Origin of the sequence: Kribbella sp., assembly GCF_035655035.1 — a bacterium.
GTDB lineage: Bacteria > Actinomycetota > Actinomycetes > Propionibacteriales > Kribbellaceae > Kribbella.
The window spans coordinates 1-17488 of record NZ_DASRVN010000279.1 but is presented as its reverse complement, the minus strand read 5'-3'; the positions used below and the strand labels follow the sequence as shown (position 1 = coordinate 17488).

Sequence of the window (17488 nt, the reverse complement as noted above, 5' to 3'; positions counted from 1 at the left end):
ATGACGCTTGATCCGCCCGCATAGCGGCCCTCCCGCCGAGGAAGTTGGTAAGACCGTGCGACGTCTGACTGGGGTTGTGGGGGTGGCACTCGGCCTTGCGCTGGTGCTCGCCTCCTGTGGAGACGGCAAGAGCAGCAGTGGAGGCGGCTCCGGCGCCAAGAGCGAGACCATCGCGATGGTCGCCGACCCGCTGGAGTACATCAACCCGCTGAACGACAACGGCAGCCCGGGGATCGGGATCGCGATGGCGATCTTCGCTCCGCTGGTGCAGACCGATCCGGAGACGGGCAAGCTGCAGAACGTGATGGCCGACTCGGTCACGCCGGACAAGACCAGCCAGACCTGGACGATCAAGCTGAAGGCCGGCAACACGTTCCAGAACGGCCAGCCGCTGACCGCGAAGGACTACGTGGACAGCTGGAACATGACCGCCGAGGGCTCGAACGGCTGGAAGAACAACGGCTTCTTCTCCAAGGTCGAGGGGTACGACGCGCTGAACCCGCCGACGCCGGACGGCGCCACGCCGAAGCCGACCGCGGTGAAGACGCTCAGCGGCCTCAAGCAGATCGACGACCTGACCTTCTCGGTGAAGCTCAAGGTGCCGTTCTCGCAGTTCGGCCTGACGCTGCAGTACCTCGGCCTGGCGCCGCTGCCCGAGGAGGTCCGGAAGAACCCGGACGCCTACAAGCGCAAGCCGATCGGCAACGGCCCGTACAAGATGGCGGGCGCCTGGAACGCCGGTGACGACATCAAGCTCACCAAGTGGAGCGGGTACAAGGGTCCGCAGATCCCGCAGGCGGACAACATCACGTACAAGTTCATCCCGAACGGCGACACCGCGTACAACGAGTTCCTGGCCGGCAACCTGGACTTCGTCGACGTACCGCCGACCAAGGTGAAGAGCTTCAAGACCGACGCCCCGGACCAGTGGGTGACCAGCATCAGCTCCGGCGCGAACTACCTGGTGATCCCGGCCTGGGACCCGCGGTTCAAGAACCCGCAGCTGCGGCACGCGTTCTCGGAGGCGATCGACCGGAAGGCGTTCGCGGACCTGGTCGGGCTGTCCGAGCCGGCCAAGGGCCTGGTCGCGCCGGACATGGCCGGCTACCGCGACAACGCCTGCAAGTACTGCGACTTCGACCCGGCCAAGGCCAAGGCCGACCTGGCCGCGGCCGGCGGCTTCTCCGGGCCGCTGAACATCAACTACAACACGACGTCGGCGACCGGGCAGATCTTCGCCGAGGCGATCGGCAACATGCTCCGGCAGAACCTCGGCCTGCAGGTGAAGTACACCGGCAAGCAGAGCTCGGAGATCACCGACCTGGCCGACTCGCACAAGCTGGACGGGCTGCGGTTCAGCGGCTGGGGTCACGACTACCCGTCGATCGAGGACTACCTGACGCCGATGTTCAAGACAGGAGGCGACGCGAACTTCGCCCACTACTCGAACCCCGCGCTGGACGCCGAACTCGCCAAGGGCGACGCCGAGCCGGACCCGGAGAAGGCGATCAAGCTCTACCAGAAGGCCGAGGACATCGCGCTCGAGGACATGCCGCTGATCCCGCTGTACACCAAGTCGAACGCGTACCTGCACTCGGCGAAGATCCAGCCGCGGGTCTCCAAGTACGTCGGCGTCTCGGCACTCTGGGCGACCTTCAAGTGATCCGTTTCGTCCTCCGCCGCATCCTCGCGGCGATTCCGATCGGCCTGATCGTCACGCTGGGGGTCTTCGCGCTCGTGTTCGCGATGCCCGGGGACCCCCTGCGCGAGCTGGCCGGTGACAAACCGATCCCGGCCGCGGTGCTGGCCGCGAAGCGGGCGCAGTACCACCTGAACGACCCGTTCATCGTCCAGTACCTGCTGAGCATGAAGGACATCCTGACCGGCCACTTCGGTACGACGTTCGCCGGCGCGGACATCGGGGACCAGCTCCGGCTGCGGATCCCGGTGACGCTGAAGCTGGCCACGATGAGCCTGGCGTTCCAGTGGGTGCTCGGGCTGATCTTCGGGATCTACGCGGGCTTCAAGCGGAACGGCTGGGTGGACCGGTCGTTGCTGCTGGCAACACTCGTGCTGCTCGCGATCCCGGGCCTGGTGGCGTACTTCGCCGCGCAGTACCTGTTCGCGGTGGAGCTGAAGTGGTTCCCGGTGTCCGGCGTACTGGAGGGCTATCCACGGTCGTACCTGCTGCCCGCGCTGGTGATCGGCGTGCTCGGCTTCGCCGGGCTCGGCCGGTTGATGCGGACCTCGATCGTGGAGACCGTGAACGCGGACTTCGTGAAGACCGCGCGGGCCAAGGGCCTCGGCGAGCAGCGGGTGCTCTGGCGGCACATCCTGCCGAACGCGTTGCTGCCCGTCGTCACGTTCATCGGGCTCGACCTGGCCGGCCTGTTCGGCGGCGCGATCATCACCGAGAGCATCTTCAACCTGCCCGGGCTCGGCCAGTTCATGTTCCAGGCGGTCAAGCTGAAGGAGGGCGGCGTGGTGGTGCTGCTGTGCACGCTCGCGTTCATCTCGTTCATCCTGATCAACCTGCTGGTCGACGTGCTGTACGGCGTCCTGGACCCGAGGGTGCGCAATGTCTGAACAGATCTCCGCGGCCGTCGGCGCCGAGGCGCAGGAACTCGGCGACGGCCGCACCCTGTCCAACCGCGAACTGCTGCGGGCGCTGCTGCGCAAGCCGCAGTTCGTCATCTGCAGCCTGCTGCTCCTGCTGTTCTTCGCGATGGCCGCGGTGCCGAGGCTGTTCACCTCCCAGGACCCGCGGTTCTGCGAGCTCGCGAAGAGCCGGCAGGGCAGTGGCCCGGGGCACCCGTTCGGGTTCGACATCCAGGGCTGCGACTACTTCGCGAACGTCGTGTACGGCGCCCGGCCGTCGGTGCTGGTCAGTATCTGCGCGAGCTTCGGGGCGTTCCTGCTGGCCGGCACCCTCGGGCTGCTGGCCGGGTACTTCCCGGGCGCGGTCGACGCGCTGATCTCGCGGACCGCCGACGTCCTGTTCTCGATCCCCGGCATCGTGGTGCTGATCGTGATCCTGAACTCGGTCCAGGACCGCAGCATCTGGATCATCGTCGGCGTCATCCTGGTGATCAGCTGGCCCGGCGGGATGCGGCTGATGCGGGCCACGGTGTTCTCGGTGCGGAACCGGGAGTACGTACTGGCGGCCCGGTCGATCGGGGTGCCACCGTTGCGGATCCTGCGCAAACACGTGTTCCCGAACTCGATGGCCCCGCTGCTGGCGATGACCACGCTCGGCATCGGCGGCATGGTCGGGCTGGAGGCGGCGCTCACCTTCCTCGGTGTCGGCCTGCAACCGCCGTCGATCTCGTGGGGCTCGCAGTTCGGCGTCGCGGCGTCGTACCGGGACACCCCGCACCTGTTCATCTGGCCGGCGATCTTCATCTCGACGATGACGATCTCGTTCATGATCATCGGCGACTCGATCCGGGACGCCCTCGACCCGAAACTTCTGCGATGACTGCCACTGGCGAAGTACTGCTGAAAGTCGACAATCTTACGGTCGAGTTCGAGACGCCGCGCGGTCCGGTGCGGGCCGTCGACGGGGTGTCCTGGCAGGTCCGGGCCGGGGAGACGCTGGCGATCCTGGGCGAGTCCGGGTCGGGCAAGAGCGTCTCGACCCAGGCGCTGACCGGGATCCTGGAGATGCCGCCCGGGCGGATCGTCTCCGGGACCGCGGAGTACCGCGGCGCGGACCTGATCGCGATGAGCACCAAGGAACGCCGCAAGGTGGTCGGCAACCGGATCACGATGGTGTTCCAGGACTCGCTGTCCGCGCTGAACCCGGTGCAGTCGGTCGGCACCCAGATCGCCGAGTGCTACCGGGTGCACCGCGGGATGTCCAAGAAGGAAGCGATGGCGAACGCCGCCGAGATGCTCGACCGGGTCCGGATCCCGGCCGCGTCGAAGCGGGTCCGGGACTACCCGCACGAGTTCTCCGGGGGCATGCGGCAACGCGTGATGCTGGCGATGGCGCTCGCCCTCGACCCCGACGTACTGATCGCCGACGAGCCGACGACTGCGCTCGACGTCACCGTGCAGGCGCAGATCCTGGAACTGATCGCGGAGCTGCAGGCCGAGCGGGACATGGGCGTGGTGCTGATCACCCACGACCTCGGCGTGGTCTCGGACGTCGCCGACAACGTCGTGGTGATGTACGCCGGGCACGTCGTCGAGCGGGCCGCCACCTCGGAGGCGCTGGAGCATCCCGTGCACCCGTACACCGAGGGACTGCTGCTGTCGATGCCGTCGGCCGACCTCAAGGGCCGCGAGCTGCCGACCATTCCCGGTACGCCGCCGTCGCTGCGGGCGATCCCGTCCGGCTGCGCGTTCCGGACCCGGTGCCCGATCGCGATCGACGACTGCGCCCTCGACGTACCGCCGTTGCTGACCGTCGCTCCCGGCCGGGACGCCGCGTGCATCCGCCGTACGACGCTCGCCGAGAAGGAGGCGGTCTGAGATGGCCGACGAGTTGCTGGTGGCAACGAATGTCGTGAAGCACTACGACATCAGCCCGGCGCTGAGCTTCGGAAGCAAGACCGTCGTCCGCGCGGTCGACGGGGTCGACCTGACCCTGCGCAAGGGCGAGTCGCTCGGCATCGTCGGCGAGTCCGGCTGCGGGAAGTCGACGCTGGTCCGGCTGCTCGCGGCACTGGAGAAGCCGACCGAAGGCCGGATCGAGTACGGCGGCGTGGACGTCAGCAAGCTGCGTGGCCGCGAGCTGCGGCAATGGCGGCGGAACGTCCAGGTCGTGTTCCAGGACCCGTACTCCAGCCTGAACCCGCGGATGCGGGTCGGCGAGATCGTCGGCGAGCCGCTGCAGGTGCACCCGGACGTGTCGAAGGGCGTCGACGTCCGGGCCCGGGTCCGCGAGTTGCTCGAGCTGGTCGGCCTGCGGCCCGAGGACGAGACGAAGTTCCCGCACCAGTTCTCCGGCGGTCAGCGGCAGCGGATCGGAATTGCCCGGGCGATCGCGCTGAACCCCGACGTACTGCTCTGCGACGAGCCGGTGTCGGCGCTCGACCTGTCCGTGCAGGCGCAGGTGGTGAACCTGTTGATGCGGCTGCAGCGCGAGCTCGGCCTGAGCATCATCTTCGTCGCCCACGACCTGTCCGTCGTCCGGCACGTCTCCGACCGGGTCGCGGTGATGTATCTCGGCAAGGTCGCGGAGCTGGGCGAGCACCAGCAGGTGTACGACGTACCCGCGCACCCGTACACGCAGGCCCTGCTGTCCGCGGAGCCGGGTCTGGCCCGCCAGGGACGGCAGCGGATCGTGCTGGCCGGTGACCCGCCGTCACCGGTCTCCCCGCCGTCCGGCTGCCGGTTCCACACCCGCTGCCTGCGCGCCGCGGACAGATGCAGCGTGGAGGTCCCGGAGCTCCGGGAGCTGTCGTCCGGCCAGACCGTCTCCTGCCACTTCGCCGAGGAGGCGCAGGCGGAGTACTCGGCTTCCGAAGCCGCAACTAAGGGGTAGCAGTCAGGAGCGATGGCCTAGGGTGTCGCCCGTGAGCACGCTGCCGGTCGTCCTGCGCAACAGGCGTTTCGTCCTGCTTCTCGCGCTGTTCGTGGTCGCGGCCGGCCTGTCCGCGTGGTGGATCGTCACCATGGCTCTTGTCGCGGGCAAGGGTTTCGACGTCACTGACGAGGGCTACTACCTGCTGTCGTACCGGTGGTGGCAGAGCAACCCGCTGGCGCTCAGCGGGGTGCAGTACCTGTACGGCCCGGTGTTCCAGGTCTTCGGGTACAGCATCGTGAAGCTCCGGTTGTTCCGGCTGCTGACCGTGGTGGTGGTCCACCTGCTGTTCGGGTACAGCTTCATGCGCTGGCTGCGCGGACGGCGGCCGGGGATGCCGCCGACCAAGCTGTTCGAGGCGGCCGGTACGGCGATGATCCTGGCCGCCGGCGGGATGTGCGTCGCCTGGCTGCCGTTGTCGCCGGGGTACAACGACGTCATCCTGCTCGGTGCGTTGCTGCTGGTGTCGTGCGTGCTGTGGATGGCGACCGCGGTCGACCGGGACCGTCCGGTGCCGTTCTGGACACCGGTGGTGGCCGGGCTGGTGATCGGCGCGATGGTGCTGGCGAAATGGTCCTCGGTGGTACCGATCGGGCTGATCGTGATCGCGGCCGTCGTGGTCCTGGCCGGGCAGGGGTGGCGTGCGGTTGCCCGCGGCATCCTCTACGCGCTGGGCGGCCTGGCCATGGCGGCGCTGTTCGTCCAGCTCTTCGTGGTGCCGCTGAACGTGGCGGTGCCGGGAATCCTTACCGTCAACAAGTTCATCGCCGGTACGTCGTACTCACCGACCGAGCTCCTGCACCACTACTGGACCACCGGCATCGACCTCCTCGGCCGAACGCTGCTGTACCACGGCCTGCTGCTGGTCGCGACCGCCGTGGCCGTGGTCGGTCGCTGGCGCAGCGTGCGCATCGTCGCTGCCGTGCTGGCGGTTGCCGGCTTCGCCGTCTCGGCCTGGCGGGTGATCGCCGACGAGGGTGCGCTCGGTGGACCCGCGCACATCTACAAGTACCCGACGACCCTGCTCGGCGCCGTCCTGGTGGCCGTCGTGGCCGCGGCGGGCGCGCTGATCGCCTGGCGCGCAGGAGTGACGGAGTGCTCGCGGCTGTGCCGGGAGAACACCCGGACGTGGGTGATTCTGGTGCTGCTCTTCGTGATCCCGATCGTGCAGGCGTTCGGGACGAACACCCCGCTGTACACGATCGGCTTCAACGCGTTCGCCGCGTGGACCGCGCTGACGATCGCGATCCTGACCGGCATCTGGCCGACACCCGTGGTCGCCCGGGCGATCCTCGGGGCCACGCTAGCCGCGTCGCTGGTGGCGACCGGAACGATCGCGTACACCGGCTTGACCAAGTACCCGTACCGGTCGGTGCCCACGTCGCAGCTGACCGTCGCCGCGTCGCAGCCCGCACTGGCAGGACTGCGCCTGGCGCCGAAGGCCGAGCAGAACTACGGCCGGCTGAAGAAGGCGCTGGCGCCGTACCTGATCCCGGGCGGCCGTCCGATCCTCGCGCTGGACAAGATGGCCGGCCTGGTCCTGATGCTCGGTGGCCGGCCGCTCGGCGAGGCCTGGATCGCGCCGAAGGAGCAGGACCGGACGGTGGCCGGCGTCGAGGAGGCCTGCCGGACGCAGCGACCGTCCCGGAAACCGCTGATCATCGCGAACCGGTCGATCTCGGACAAGGACATCACCGCGCTGCGGGCCTGCGGGCTGGATTTCGGCGCCGACTACGTGCTGCTGGCGCCGCCGCGGCAGACGATCGGCCTGCAGGTCTGGGTACCGAAGGCCGAGCGCGCCGCCCACACCGGGGGATGAGATCCTGGTGCCCTCTACAGGACTGGAGGACGGGTGCGTATGATCAAGGTCGGTGTGCTGGGAGCCAAGGGCAGGATGGGTGCTCAGACGTGCCTCGCGGTCGAGGAGGCTGCCGACTGTGAGCTGGTCGCGCGGCTCGACCAGGGCGACTCGCTGGACGCGCTGACCGCGGCGGGTGCCGAGGTGGTGGTCGACTTCACCCGGCCCGAGGTCGTGATGGACAACCTGGCCTGGTGCATTGAGCACGGCGTCCACGCGGTCGTCGGCACCACCGGCTTCGACGACGCCCGGCTCGCGACGTTGCGCGACCAGCTGGCGAAGTCGCCGTCCACCGGCGTACTGATCGCCCCGAACTTCTCGATCGGCGCGGTGCTGATGATGCGGTTCGCCGCCCAGGCCGCGCAGTACTACGAGTCCGTCGAGATCATCGAGCTGCACCACCCCGACAAGGTGGACGCCCCGTCCGGTACGGCGCGCCGTACCGCCGAGCTGATCGCGGACGCCCGCCGGGCGGCCGGTTCCGGCCCGATCCCGGACGCGACCACGACCGCGCTCGACGGTGCCCGCGGCGCGGACGTGGACGGGATCCGGGTGCACGGCGTCCGGTTGCGCGGGCTGATCGCGCACCAGGAGGTGCTGTTCGGCGACGAGGGCGAGACGCTGACCATCCGGCACGACTCGATGGCCCGGGTGTCGTTCATGGCGGGTGTGCTGCTCGGCGTCCGGCGGATCGGCGCCGCGCCCGGTCTCACCGTGGGCCTCGAGCACTTCATGGACCTCTCCTGACCGGGGCGGTGGGGCGGGGCAGGAAATGACACAGCCATGAAGGCGAAGCAGACCGCGTTCCTGCTCGCGGTCGTGTTCGTCGTGTACGCCGTACTGATCGGCTGGCGCGGTGTGCTGCTGATCGGCACCGGCGAGCCGGTGGCGATCGGGCTCGGGATCGCCGTGCTGGTGATCCCGCTGGTCGGCGCGTACCTGGTGTGGCGGGAGATCCAGTTCGGCCGGCGGACCGAAGTACTGGCGCGGGAGCTGGAGGCGGCCGGCGGGCTGCCGGTCGACGACCTGCCGCGACGGCCGTCCGGGCGGATCGACCGGTCTGCCGCGGATGCGGCGTTCGGGCGGTACCGGGCGGAGGCAGAAGCGGCGCCCGAGGACTGGCGGGTGTGGTTCCGGCTGTCCACCGCGTACGACGCGGCGGGCGATCGGCGGCGGGCTCGCGAGGCGATGCGGAAGGCGATCGGGCAGCACGACGTGACCCCGTGAGCCGGAAGTCCTGACAAGCCGGTGCGGCACGGGTTATTTTCAGGAAGGTACGTGGCAGCCGCCACGTAGAAGGTCGGAGACTGGGTGGGGCCGTCCTGTGCCGTCAGACGGGTCTCGCCGCGGTTCGGAGGACGTGCAGGGGGCCGGTTTCGGTGGCCTGCTGCGTCGGCACCGGCGAGAGGCCGGGCTGTCGCAGGAGGGGCTGGCGGAGCTTGCCGGGCTGAGCGTCGACGCGATCGCGGCACTGGAACGAGGACGCCGCCGTGCGCCGCGAGCGCAGACGCTGCGGCTGCTGGCCGATGCCCTGCGGCTCGGTGAGCAGGACCGCCTGCTGCTCGCCGCGGCGGCCCGTCAGGACGCGAACAGCTCCCGGATGCCGCTGCGGCCGCCGCCCGTACCGACCAGCGAGCTGATCGGCCGTAGTACCGAGCTGGCGGCGACGACACGCCTGCTGACACAGCGAATCACTCGTTTGCTTACGCTGACCGGACCGGGTGGCGTCGGTAAGAGCAGGCTGATGCAGGCCGTCACGAGTGCGGTCGCGGACACGTTCCAGGACGGTGTCTGCTGGGTCCCGCTCGCTGCGCTCACCGAACCGGAGGCCGTCGTATCCGCGGTGGCCGAGGCCATCGGTCAGCAGAGCCGGCTCGCCGAGGACATTGCGCAACAGATCGGCCGCAGCGCGATGCTGCTGGTGCTCGACAACTGCTCGCACGTACTCCCGTCGGTCGAACGGCTCTGCGCGACGCTGCTCGAACACTGCCCCAACCTGTCGATCCTCGTGTCGAGCCGCGAGCTGCTGCGGCTGGCCGGCGAGAGCGTGTACGTCGTACCGGCGCTGGGCCTGCCGTACGACGAGGACCACCTGGAGGCGTCCGAAGCGGTGCGGCTGTTCGTGGAGCGCGCGACCGCCCGCGGGTACGACCCGACCGGGCAGCTCGACCAGGTGGCACGCGTCGTACGGCGTCTGGAAGGCATGCCGCTCGCGATCGAGTTGGCGGCGGCGCGGACGACCGTGATGACGATCGAGGAGCTGGCGTCGGAGCTGGAGACGTCGTTCGGGATCCTGGCCGGCGGGTCGCGGACGCTGTCGCCGCGGCAGCAGTCGATGTACGGCGCGATCGAGTGGAGCCACGCGGTGCTCACCCCGGCCGAGCGGGAGATGTTCGCGGAGCTGTCGGTGTTCAAGGGCGGGTGGACGCTCGGTGCGGCCGCGGCCGTGCTGTCCGGGGTACGGACCCGGGTCGAGGGGCTCGACCTGATCGGGCGGCTGGCGGACAAGTCGCTGATCAAGGTGACCCGGCGCGGCGGCGTGACGCGGTACTACATGCTCGCGGTGATCCGGGAGTTCGCGGCCGATCGGCTGGAGGCGGCGGGGGAGACGGACGCGACGGCCGAGCGGCACGCGCGGTACTACCTGAGCCTGGCCGAGGAAGCCGAGGGACAGCTGCGCGGGCCGGAGCAGGGGGAGTGGCTCGACCGGCTGGAGGCGGAGCTGCCCAATCTGCGCGCGGCGATGGCCTGGTCGGTGCAGACCGGCTCGGTTGCCGAGGCGCTGCGGCTGGCGGGTGGGTTGTGGTTGTTCTGCTGTCTGCGCGGTCACTACGCCGAGGGGAGCCAGTGGCTGGAGCGGGCGTTGGAGCTCGGCGATGCGTCGGGGCTGGAGCCTGCGTTGGCGAAGGCGAACCTTGGCGCCGGGACGTTGGCGTTCCTGCAGTGCGAGTACGACGCGGCGACGGAGCGGTTGCAGACGGCGCTGGCGCAGTACAAGGAGCTTGGCGACAAGGCCGGTACTGCGATGGTGCTGCAGCGGCTCGGGGGAGTGGCGCGGGAGCGCGGGGACTACGTTGCGGCCGAGGACCTGCACTGTGAGAGCTACGACCTGTACGAGAGTCTCGGCGATCGGGCCGGGATGGCGTGGGCGCACAACCACCTCGGGTTCGTCGCGTGGCTGCGGGGGGATCTCGAGGTCGGGGCTCGGCGGTGCCGGCGGGCGCGGGACAGCTTCCGGGTGGTCGGGGACGGCGAGGGGCTCGCGTGGTCGTTGATCAGTCTTGGGACGATCGCGCAGTACGACGGGCAGCTCGTCGAGGCGGAGGAGTTGCTGCAGGAGAGTTTGGCGTTGTCGCAGCGGCTCGGGTACCGCGAGGGGGTGGCGTGGTCGCTGAATCAGCTCGGGATCGTCGAGCGGCGGCGGGGGCTGACCGAGCGGGCCGTGCACCTGCTGGACGAAAGCCTGGCGGAGCACCGGGATCTGGGGGATCGGTGGCGGTCGGCCAGTGTGCTCGAGGAGCTCGCGGCGGTGGCGCAGCATCGTGGGCGGAGTGAGTACGCCGCCTTCCTGCTCGGGGCGGCGGACGAGGTCCGGCAGGTGATCCGGGTGCCGGTGCCGCGGATCGAACAACCCGACTACGAGGCCACCCGCGCCGCGGTCGAGTCCTCCCTGGAACGCCGCACCTTCCGCACCGCCTGGTCCGCCGGCCACGCGGCACCCCTGGCCGCCGTCGCCGACGGCTACCCCCCAGCCCCCCTGGACCCCACCCGAGCCCGCGACCCACTCTGAACCACCCGCACCCGCACACGGGCCCGCCTGCGCCCGCGTGCCGTCCGCACCTGCGCCGCCCGCGTGTCGCGCGCGCCTGCTTTGCGCGTGTTGGTGCCTCGCGGAGCACCACGACCTGGGGGATCGACGATGCCCCGCGAGGGTCTGGAGATGCGTGACCCGGCCGGCTGTGTTCTGTCCGGGCCCGTTCCCGGGTCCTCGGCAGTCCCCCCACCCGCACAGCCGGCCGAAGCCACGTCCGGCGCAGGCCGTCGTCGAGCCCTCCCAGTCGACGCGCGGTCCTCGCGCTGACTCCAGGGTGCCGCGATCACGCTGCGTCGCACAGGGACGCAACCCTGACATCCCCCTGACAACTATGTCCTGACAACGAAATCATCGGCCGGAATTCGCCGACAGTAACCACCCGATGGCGAATTCCGCAGAATCTCAAACGCTCGTTAGCGAAGATATCCGGAAACAGCTTTCGTGAATCCGGCGATCTTTTGTAACGGAGCACCGTCGAGCGACTCCGCACCCGGTACCTCCGGCCCCGGCGCCGGGATCCCCTCACCCTTGCAGCTCACATCCGCCGCCGGCGCGACCCCGGTGCTGAGGAACGTGTTGACGATCCGGTCCGCGCACCGGTTCACGCCGCCGTACACGCCGTGGTCGCCCTCGCCGGTCACCGTCACCATCCGCGAGCCGGCGTACCGCTCGTGCGCCGCGACCGCGAGCCCGTAGTTCGTCGCCGGGTCGTGCACCGACTGCACCATCAGCGTTGTGGGCAAGCCTTTGCCGGTCGGCGTCGGCATCGTCAGGTTCGGCCGGTGCCAGTAGAAGCACGGGTTCTCGGACATCGTCCAGCCGACCAGCGGGTAGTGCGGGCCGAGCCGGGCGGCCAGTTGTTCGCCGTACTCCGACCCTTGCGGCCACGGGGTGTCGTTGCAGGTGATCGCGGCGAAGGTCGCGTCCTCGGAGTCGACCTCGCCGAGCATCCGGAGCCCGATCGGCGCCCGGTGCGCCCGCCGTACGAGTTCCTGCTGACGGGCCGCCGGCAGCGCGTCGACCTGTTGCTGCGCGGCCCGCGGTCCGCCTTTTGCCTGGGCCGCGGAAAGACCGGTCAGAAAGCGCAGGTCGGTGGCCAGGGAATGGAAGTCCAGCTTCGAGTACAAATCCCCGGTGATCATCTGGTCCAGGGTGTTCTCGTCGTACGTGATCTTCACCGAGCCGTCCATGAACTCCTCGGTCGCGGGCGCCGCCTTGAGCGCGCGCCGTAACCGTTCGTACAACCGGAGGACCGCGCCGGGCGTCGACCCGAGGTGCAGGTCCGCGTTGTACTTCGCCGCCCAGGTCGCGAAGTCCTCGCGGAACCGGCGCTCGAACGCCTGCGGCTGGCCGCTGAACGTGTCCAGCCAGCTCCCGGTGAAGTCGGTGTTCGAGTCCAGCACGAACCGGCCGGCGTGCTCGGGGAAGTAGGTCTGGTAGTACGCGCCGATCCAGGTGCCGCCGGAGTACCCGACGTAGTCGATCTTGTCGTAGCCGAGCAGCTGCCGGATCAGGTCCATGTCCTGCACGGTCTGCGCGGTGGTGATGTACGGCATCAGGCCGCGGGACTGGCTGTCGCAGTACGGCTGCGCCAGCTGGGACGCCTCGGTGATCAGAGCGCGGGTCCGCGGATCGCGGTCGCGCGCGTCCATCGTGTACCCGGGCGCGCCGTCGCAGCTGACGCTCGTGCTGCCGCCGGTGCCGCGCGGGTCGAAGCCGACCGCGAGGTGGTCCTTGGCGAGCGGCGCCTGGCTCGCGAGGTACGGCGCCATCCCGAGCCCGGCGCCGCCCGGGCCGCCCGGGTTGCCGAACACCACCCGGCTCGGCCTGCCCTTCGCGGGCGCGACCTTGCTGACCGCGATCTGCAGGTCGTTGCCGGCGTACTGGTTCGCCCAGTCGCGCGGGACGGTGATCTTCGCGCAGTACGTCCGGAGGTCGGCCTCACCGCACTTGGTCCACACCGGTCTCTGCCTCAGGTACTTCGTCGCCACCGGATGTGGACCGTCGACGACGGCCGGGGATTGTGTCGACGCGGTCGCCCCTGATCCCGGTACGACGAGAACGGCGACGGCGGACAGGCCCAGGCCGACGGCCAGGGTGAGGTACTTCATGCAGACTCCAACAGATGGCCATGCGTGATCGGTCCGTGACAATCTGTCATGCCCGCCGAAGTTACTCGGTACCGGGGTCGGTGTGCAGGCGGATCTGCTTGATCCGCACGGACTCGTCGCCGTACAGGTCGAGCTCGCGGTGCGCTCCGTCGGGCGCCCAGCCCGCCTCGGTGTAGAAGGCGCGGAGTACGTCGTCGGTGGAGTTCACCCAGGCGGTCACGCGGCGGAAGCCGTCGGCGCGGGCGGTGTCGACGACCGCGTTCAGCAGCCGCGAACCGTGGCCGGCGCGGGTCGCCTCGGGGCTGACGGCGAGCTCGGCGACCAGGGCGTCGTGCTGCTGGTCGGCGTCCGGGTCGTCGGACGGGGTGATGGCCGCGAAGCCGACCAGCGTCCGGTCGGCCAGCGCGACCAGCACCCGGTTGCGCGCCTCGCCCGGAGCCAGCAGCGCGGCCCGCCACTGGGCCGCGAACTGGGCCGGGTTGAGGTCGGCCAGGACATCGGCCGGCAGCAGCCCGGCGTACGCCGCCCGCCAGGCCGCGACCTGGATCTCGCCGATCTCCCCGGCCTCCGCGGGCAGCGCGAGCCGGACGCTGGTCTCGGCGATCGGCGCGGACGCGGAAAGGTCGGAGAGGTTGGCGGGTTCCGGAACCCCGAAGTCGCTCATGGTCGTAATCCTCGCAAGTCAGTACACGAGGCGGCGCAGCAGGGTCTCGGCCGGACCGCGGTACGACCGGCGGCTCATCGCGTACGCCCCGGTGACCGAGAGGACCCAGACACCGATCGCGACCAGCGCCGCGGTGTACGCCGTACTCCCGAACCGCAGGTCCAGCGTGAACGGCGCCAGCAGGATCATCCACGACACGGACTGGAACAGGTACCCGGACAGCGACCGCTGACCGAGCGCGGAGATCGCCCGTACCGGCAGCGACTGCTTGCGGATCCGCGCGACGATCAGGCCGAACAGGGCGACGTACCCAGGACCGCCGAACATGCCGCTCACCTGGGACAGCAGGTCCAGCGTGTCCACCGCTGCCTTGTCGACGTGCAGCCAGCCGGCGCCGACCAGGGCGTACGGGAGACCACCGATGAACGTGATACCGAGGCAGCCGACGGCGACGCGGGTCAGCAGGGTCTTGTGCGCGCCCGGGTTCTCCAGGAGTTGCTTGCGGGCGGCCCAGATACCGAGCCAGACGATCACGACGAAGCCCAGCACGCTGGCCATGTGCAGCGGGTACTCGTGCAGCCGGTCGACCAGGCTGCCCAGGTACGAAGTGGCGGCCAGCGACGGGTTCGGGGAGTTCGTCAGCGGTTGCGCGGCGCCGGTGCTGGTGACGATCGCGACCACGGCCTTGGCTGCGATGAACAGGGTCTCGAGGGCCATGAACGCCCACACGCCGAGGACGATCCGGTGGAACTTGTCGCTGCGGTTGATCAGGACCAGCGTGCAGGCGATGCCGACCACGCCGTACGCGCCGAGGAAGTCACCGAAGTACAGGAAGGTCGCGTGCACCAGGCCGAACGCGATCAGCCAGGCGTTGCGCTTCACCAGGATCCGCTGTACGGCGGAGGTGCTCGCGCCGGAGGTCCGCTGCCGGCGGGCCAGCTGGACCAGGCCGTAGCCGAACATCACCGCGAACACCGGGTACGCCCGGGCGTCCACGAAGGTCAGCATGAGGAAGTTCAGGATGCGCTCGAAGCCGTGCGGCGCGCTCTCGATGCCGGGCTGGCCGGCGAACGCGAAGTTGGCGCTGTTCGCGAGGGCGATCAGTAACAGCATCGCGCCGCGGATCAGGTCCGGGGCGAGCGCGCGCTCGCGCCCGGTGACCGGTCCTCGATGATCGACGGCCGGGGCGGTGGGTGTGGTGGTCACGGGATCCTCCGGGGAAACTGTTGAGCCCTTGAACGGATAACTCCATCCTGGGTCCGGCCGACCCGGCTCCCCAGTGCGTCAGGACCCCTCTCGGAGGTAGGTGCAACACCACCTTTGTGACACCTGTTGTTGATTTGGAGAAAAAGTGTCACATATGCTGATCCCATGGACAGCTTCCAGGCGACGATCGACGCCGACGGCCGGATCGAGCCGCGGGACGCGATGCCCGACGGGTACCGCAAGACCCTGATCCGGCAGATCGCGCAGCACGCGCACTCCGAGATCATCGGCATGCAGCCGGAGGGCAACTGGATCAGCCGGGCGCCGTCGCTGCGCCGCAAGGCGATCCTGATGGCCAAGGTGCAGGACGAGGCCGGCCACGGTCTCTACCTGTACGCCGCCGCCGAGACCCTCGGGGTGGACCGGGCCGACCTGCTCGACCTGTTGCACGCCGGGAAGCAGAAGTACTCCAGCATCTTCAACTACCCCACGCTGACCTGGGCCGACATCGGCGCGATCGGCTGGCTGGTGGACGGCGCCGCGATCGTCAACCAGGTGCCGCTGTGCCGTTGTTCGTACGGTCCGTACGCGCGGGCGATGGTGCGGGTGTGCAAGGAGGAGTCGTTCCACCAGCGGCAGGGATTCGAGATCCTCTACGCGCTGTGCAACGGGACTCCCGCGCAGAAGGCGATGGCGCAGGATGCGCTGGACCGGTGGTGGTGGCCGTCGCTGATGATGTTCGGTCCACCGGACTCGGCGTCCACGCACTCGGAGCAGTCGATGGCGTGGGGGATCAAGCGGCACAGCAACGACGAGTTGCGGCAGCGGTTCGTGGACATGACCGTGCCGCAGGCCGACGTACTCGGAATCCGGGTCCCGGATGACGGACTCGCATACGAGGACGGGCACTACCGGTTCACGGAGCCGGATTACGCGGAGCTGTACGAAGTTGTCAAGGGCAACGGTCCGTGCAACGAGCAGCGGCTGGCGAAGCGCGTCAAGGCGCACGAGGACGGTGCCTGGGTGCGGGAAGCGGCGGCGGCGTACGCGGCCAAGAAGGCGGTGCGGGCAGCATGATCGAGCCACTGTGGGAGGTGTTCGTGCGGTCGCGGCGCGGGCTGTCGCACACGCACGTCGGCAGCCTGCACGCGTCGGACGCGACGATGGCGCTGCGGAACGCGCGGGACGTGTACACGCGCCGCCAGGAGGGCGTGTCGATCTGGGTCGTACGGGCGGCCGACATCACCGCGTCGTCGCCGGACGAGAAGGACGAGTTCTTCGACCCGGCCGGTGACAAGGTGTACCGGCACCCGACGTTCTACGAGGTCCCGGAAGGTGTCGAGCACCTGTGAGTGACCTGTACGCATACTCCCTGCGGCTCGGTGACGACGCGCTGATCGCGGCGCAGCGCACCGGCGAGTGGATCGCGTCCGCACCGCAGCTCGAGGAGGACGTTGCCCTCGGCAACATCGGGCTGGATCAGCTGGGGCAGGCGCGGTCGCTGCTGCAGTACGCCGGGTCGCTGACCGGGCGGACCGAGGACGAGCTGGCGTACTTCCGGGACGAGCGCGAGTTCCGGAACCTGCTGCTCTGCGAGCTGCCGAACGGGGACTTCGCGCACGCGATGGCGCGGTTGCTGTACTTCGCGACGTACCAGCACCTGCTGTACGACGAACTGCGATCCTGCGCCGACGAGACGCTGGCGGGTGTCGCGGGCAAGGCGGTGAAGGAGGTCGCCTACCACGTCGACCACGCGACCCAATGGGTCCTGCGCCTCGGCGACGGCACCCCGGAGAGCCATGGCCGCATGCAGGCCGCCCTCGACGCGCTCTGGCCCTACACGGGCGAACTGTTCGAATCCGACGCCCTGGTCCAGCGCCTCGCCGTTGCCGTCGATCCTTCGACACTGCAGGACGCGTGGAGCGAACGAGTGCTGAGCGTCATCGACGAGTCGACCTGCAGCCGGCCTTCGTCCACGTACCAGCACACCGGCGGGCGCGAGGGGCGCCATACCGAACACATGGGCTACCTGCTGGCCGAACTCCAGCACATCGCCCGATCCCATCCAGGTGCGACATGGTGACCGACGCTGCGATCTTCGAGGCAGTCGGCGAGATCACGGATCCCGAGATCCCGGTCCTGACGATCGCCGATCTCGGCGTCCTCCGTGGCGTCCGGCACGAGGACGGCGAGACGGTCGTGACGATCACCCCGACGTACTCCGGCTGCCCGGCCATGGACCTGATCCGCCACGAGGTCGAACTGACCCTGCGCTCCCTGAACGTGGAAGGCCGAGTGGAAACCG

General features: G+C 69.4%; 16 protein-coding genes. 13 read left to right on the top strand and 3 right to left on the bottom strand.

All coding sequences use genetic code 11. The annotated features are described in order from the left end of the window. Window positions 1-82 precede the first annotated feature (82 nt). The 9 genes from VFF46_RS16090 to VFF46_RS16050 all read left to right on the top strand — a co-directional run bounded on the left by VFF46_RS16090 (window position 83) and on the right by VFF46_RS16050 (window position 11178). Entirely contained in the window at window positions 83-1663 is a 1581-nt protein-coding gene (locus VFF46_RS16090; protein ID WP_325037926.1) for an ABC transporter substrate-binding protein, read from the top strand. Then, window positions 1660-2586: an ABC transporter permease gene (locus VFF46_RS16085; RefSeq protein WP_325037925.1), complete on the top strand. Its 927-nt coding sequence runs from the start codon at window positions 1660-1662 to the stop codon at window positions 2584-2586. Before VFF46_RS16090 ends, VFF46_RS16085 begins: the two co-directional genes overlap by 4 nt. Continuing rightward, the gene (locus tag VFF46_RS16080; protein WP_325037924.1) at window positions 2579-3478 is read left to right on the top strand and encodes an ABC transporter permease; all 900 of its coding nucleotides are present in this window, start codon (window positions 2579-2581) and stop codon (window positions 3476-3478) included. Before VFF46_RS16085 ends, VFF46_RS16080 begins: the two co-directional genes overlap by 8 nt. Next, on the top strand, window positions 3475-4476 hold the full coding sequence (locus tag VFF46_RS16075; protein WP_325037923.1) for an ABC transporter ATP-binding protein: 1002 nt from the start codon (window positions 3475-3477) through the stop codon (window positions 4474-4476). The genes VFF46_RS16080 and VFF46_RS16075 overlap by 4 nt, the downstream gene beginning before the upstream one ends. 1 nt (window position 4477) lies before the next feature. Next, window positions 4478-5491: a dipeptide ABC transporter ATP-binding protein gene (locus tag VFF46_RS16070; RefSeq protein ID WP_325037922.1), complete on the top strand. Its 1014-nt coding sequence runs from the start codon at window positions 4478-4480 to the stop codon at window positions 5489-5491. Window positions 5492-5522: 31 nt separating this feature from the next. Further along, window positions 5523-7349 carry a hypothetical protein gene (locus VFF46_RS16065; RefSeq protein ID WP_325037921.1) on the top strand — a complete coding sequence of 609 codons (1827 nt, stop codon included), beginning with the start codon at window positions 5523-5525 and terminating at the stop codon, window positions 7347-7349. Window positions 7350-7388: 39 nt separating this feature from the next. Then, a complete protein-coding gene (gene dapB / locus VFF46_RS16060) occupies window positions 7389-8135 on the top strand; it encodes a 4-hydroxy-tetrahydrodipicolinate reductase (protein ID WP_325037920.1) in 747 nt (248 codons plus the stop codon). A gap of 36 nt (window positions 8136-8171) precedes the next feature. Then, entirely contained in the window at window positions 8172-8615 is a 444-nt protein-coding gene (locus VFF46_RS16055; protein ID WP_325037919.1) for a hypothetical protein, read from the top strand. A gap of 133 nt (window positions 8616-8748) precedes the next feature. Continuing rightward, window positions 8749-11178, top strand: a complete 2430-nt coding sequence (locus tag VFF46_RS16050) for an ATP-binding protein (RefSeq protein WP_325037918.1) — start codon at window positions 8749-8751, stop codon at window positions 11176-11178. 437 nt (window positions 11179-11615) lie between these two features. Here VFF46_RS16050 and VFF46_RS16045 read toward each other — a convergent pair whose 3' ends face one another. From VFF46_RS16045 to VFF46_RS16035, 3 genes are all read right to left on the bottom strand, one after another. Then, the gene (locus tag VFF46_RS16045) at window positions 11616-13313 is read right to left on the bottom strand and encodes an alpha/beta hydrolase (RefSeq protein ID WP_325037917.1); all 1698 of its coding nucleotides are present in this window, start codon (window positions 13311-13313) and stop codon (window positions 11616-11618) included. A gap of 61 nt (window positions 13314-13374) precedes the next feature. Next, complete coding sequence (locus VFF46_RS16040; protein ID WP_325037916.1) at window positions 13375-13977, bottom strand: GNAT family N-acetyltransferase; 603 nt, start codon at window positions 13975-13977, stop codon at window positions 13375-13377. An 18-nt stretch (window positions 13978-13995) separates the two neighbouring features. Beyond that, window positions 13996-15183, bottom strand: coding sequence for a DUF418 domain-containing protein (locus VFF46_RS16035; RefSeq protein WP_325037915.1), 1188 nt, complete (start codon window positions 15181-15183; stop codon window positions 13996-13998). A gap of 165 nt (window positions 15184-15348) precedes the next feature. On the opposite strand from VFF46_RS16035, the gene paaA reads away from it, so the two are divergent. From paaA to VFF46_RS16015, 4 genes are all read left to right on the top strand, one after another. Then, on the top strand, window positions 15349-16260 hold the full coding sequence (gene paaA, locus VFF46_RS16030) for a 1,2-phenylacetyl-CoA epoxidase subunit PaaA (RefSeq protein ID WP_325037914.1): 912 nt from the start codon (window positions 15349-15351) through the stop codon (window positions 16258-16260). After that, window positions 16257-16535 carry a 1,2-phenylacetyl-CoA epoxidase subunit PaaB gene (gene paaB / locus VFF46_RS16025; RefSeq protein ID WP_325037913.1) on the top strand — a complete coding sequence of 93 codons (279 nt, stop codon included), beginning with the start codon at window positions 16257-16259 and terminating at the stop codon, window positions 16533-16535. The genes paaA and paaB overlap by 4 nt, the downstream gene beginning before the upstream one ends. Beyond that, window positions 16532-17266 carry a 1,2-phenylacetyl-CoA epoxidase subunit PaaC gene (paaC, locus tag VFF46_RS16020; RefSeq protein WP_325037912.1) on the top strand — a complete coding sequence of 245 codons (735 nt, stop codon included), beginning with the start codon at window positions 16532-16534 and terminating at the stop codon, window positions 17264-17266. Before paaB ends, paaC begins: the two co-directional genes overlap by 4 nt. Further along, window positions 17260-17488 (top strand): iron-sulfur cluster assembly protein (locus VFF46_RS16015; protein ID WP_325037911.1); only part of this gene is annotated, 229 nt, incomplete at its 3' end. The genes paaC and VFF46_RS16015, both read left to right, overlap by 7 nt.